The following is a 2391-nucleotide window of genomic DNA, read 5'->3' as shown; positions in this document are numbered from 1 at the left end:
TTAAATATTATAAATAAAATTGCGGCTGTAGTATTTATAGCTTTTGGAATAAAACTTTTATTCGTATCTTTAAGTGCGTTTGAGAAGATAATAGGGAATTAAAGTTTCCCTAAATAGTTACATGCGTCTTTGTTTCCAAGACCGCATGCTTTTTTCAGTAGTTTTTTAGCCTTTTCTTTACCGCCGTTTTTGTATTCGTAATATCCAAGAAGAGTACAGCTGTCAGCGTCGTTTAGCTCACATCCTTTTTTATAAAAGTTTACGGCTTTTTTGTGGTCTTTTTTTATGTTGCCGATACCTTTATCGAGCATATATCCTACCATACCGCACGCATAACCGTCGTTTTTTTGTAGGCATCTTTTTTCAAACCCTTTAAAAGCTTCTTGAAATTTACCCTGTAGGGCAAGTTTTAAATCAGGGTCTTTTGTATCTCCGTGTCCCGCTCCAAAAAGCGCTAAACTGAGTCCAAGTATTGCTATTAGTTTTTTCATATTTTCTCCTTATGAATTACAACATGCACATCCGAATCCGTCATCGTCGTCATGGAAATTCTCTAAATTCAAATCTCCGCCGTTTCCTGAAATTATAGATTCTTTATATGCTATGGTTTCTCCATTTAGTATTATAGTATAAAATATTTTACTTGTTGCCCTTACGGTGTTAATTGTCGAACAATATGTCTCAAGCGAACTTAACACCCATCTTTTTGCTGTGATATTATCCGCATTTGATTCAAATTTATAAATGAAATGAAATTCCGTAAAAATTTTGGGAAAGGTGTCTCTTCTTTTAAATTCTATTTCCATTTGGGCGTTTTTTATATCATAGCCTTTGTTTTTTGCCATTTCAACTACATCAAAAAGTGAGCAATTTCCCATACCTGTTATAAAAAGTTCAACCGGAGAATATTTTTCCGCGTCAATTACTAATATTTCTTTGCCGTTTGTGGCTTCATATTTTTTTCCGTCGATATGTCTTATTTTTATCATTTACTCTCCTTTAAAAACTTTTCAAAATATTTTATCTGCTCTTCAACCCTCTCAGGTGCCGTAGCCCCGTAACTCTTTCTGCTTTTCATTGAACTCTCCAGGCTCAAATCCAAGTCATTCCCGATTCTTTCATCAATTTTTTTAAGCTCTTCCAAACTTAAATCACTTAAATCCACTCCTTTACTCTCAGCCAAAGCCACCGCGCGTCCCGTGATATGATGAGCTTCTCTAAAAGGTACCCCTTTGTTTACCAGATAATCAGCTAAATCGGTAGCTGTCAGGTGACCTTTTTTACACGCTTCATACATTTTATCGGCGTTTACTTTCATGGTTTTTAACGTTTCTTTTAAAATCTCAAGTGAAATCAGGGCGTTTTTTACGCTGTCAAAAACAGGCTCTTTATCTTCTTGAGTATCTTTATTGTATGCTAAAGGAAGTCCTTTCATAACCGTTAAAAGTGCTATCAGATTTCCATAAGCTCTTCCGGTTTTTCCACGGATGAGTTCAGGTACGTCAGGGTTTTTTTTCTGAGGCATAATTGAACTTCCGGTAGAATATTCATCGCTTAAAGTAATAAAACCGAATTCGCTTGTCGACCATATTATAAGCTCTTCGGAAATCCTGCTGGCATGCATAAAAAGCATGGAAATATTAAATAAAATCTCAAGAGCGAAATCCCTGTCACTTACCGTATCAAGACAGTTAATAGTCGGTTCGTCAAATCCGAGTGTTTTTGTTGTTTCGAACCTATCGATATTATGTGGTGTTCCGGCAAGTGCCGCACATCCCAAAGGGTTTTTATTGTTTCTGTTGTAGCTTTCCATAAATCTTTCATAATCCCTTTTAAACATACTAGCATACGCCAGCATATGATAAGCAAAACTTATCGGCTGTGCGTGCTGAAGATGTGTCATTCCCGGAAGCAGGGTATTTTTATGTTCTTTTGCGATATTAACAAACACTTCGATAAGCTCTTTTATTTTATTTGCCAAATCAAGGTTTCTTTTTAAAACCCAGCGTCTGAAATCTACGGCCACCTGGTCGTTTCTGCTTCTTGCCGTATGAAGTTTTTTTCCTGTATCGCCTATAAGTTCAATAAGCCTTTTTTCAATTGCCATATGAATATCTTCATCAGCAATATCCCATTTAAATTCTCCGTTTTCTATCTCTTTTTTTATTTGTAGAAGACCCTCTTTTATTTTATCCGCTTCATCCTGTGCAATTATTTCCTGTTTTGCCAGCATTTGAGAATGTGCTATGCTGCCTTCTATATCTTCAATAAAAAGCTCCTTATCAAAAGGAATAGAAGCGTTAAATTCATCAAGGATTTTAGCCGTGCCCGTGCTGAATCTTCCTCCCCATAGTTTCATATCTTGCCTTTTTTGGTAGAATTATATCAAAG

Annotated in this window: 3 protein-coding genes; all 3 read right to left on the bottom strand. The window is 36.0% G+C overall.

The features are described from left to right. Nucleotides 1–98: 98 nt before the first annotated feature. Genes ACXJH6_RS04750 through argH form a run of 3 tightly spaced genes read right to left on the bottom strand, consistent with a single transcriptional unit; the run spans nucleotide 99 to nucleotide 2359 of the window. Nucleotides 99–491: an SEL1-like repeat protein gene (locus ACXJH6_RS04750; RefSeq protein ID WP_456470617.1), complete on the bottom strand. Its 393-nt coding sequence runs from the start codon at nucleotides 489–491 to the stop codon at nucleotides 99–101. Between the two features lie 9 nt (nucleotides 492–500). Beyond that, nucleotides 501–989, bottom strand: a complete 489-nt coding sequence (locus ACXJH6_RS04745; RefSeq protein ID WP_456470616.1) for an OsmC family protein — start codon at nucleotides 987–989, stop codon at nucleotides 501–503. Continuing rightward, entirely contained in the window at nucleotides 986–2359 is a 1374-nt protein-coding gene (gene argH / locus ACXJH6_RS04740; RefSeq protein ID WP_456470615.1) for an argininosuccinate lyase, read from the bottom strand. Before argH ends, ACXJH6_RS04745 begins: the two co-directional genes overlap by 4 nt. Between the last annotated feature and the right edge of the window lie 32 nt (nucleotides 2360–2391).

It is taken from the genome of Caminibacter sp. (assembly GCF_053999135.1).
The sequence above is the reverse complement of the archived record's forward strand: the minus strand, read 5'-3'. Positions and strand labels throughout refer to the sequence as shown.

Coding starts and splice junctions, on each gene's coding strand:
- ACXJH6_RS04745 (WP_456470616.1), bottom strand. CDS start 989: ATGATAAAAATAAGACATATCGACGGAAAAAAATATGAAGCCACAAAC.
- ACXJH6_RS04750 (WP_456470617.1), bottom strand. CDS start 491: ATGAAAAAACTAATAGCAATACTTGGACTCAGTTTAGCGCTTTTTGGA.
- argH (WP_456470615.1), bottom strand. CDS start 2,359: ATGAAACTATGGGGAGGAAGATTCAGCACGGGCACGGCTAAAATCCTT.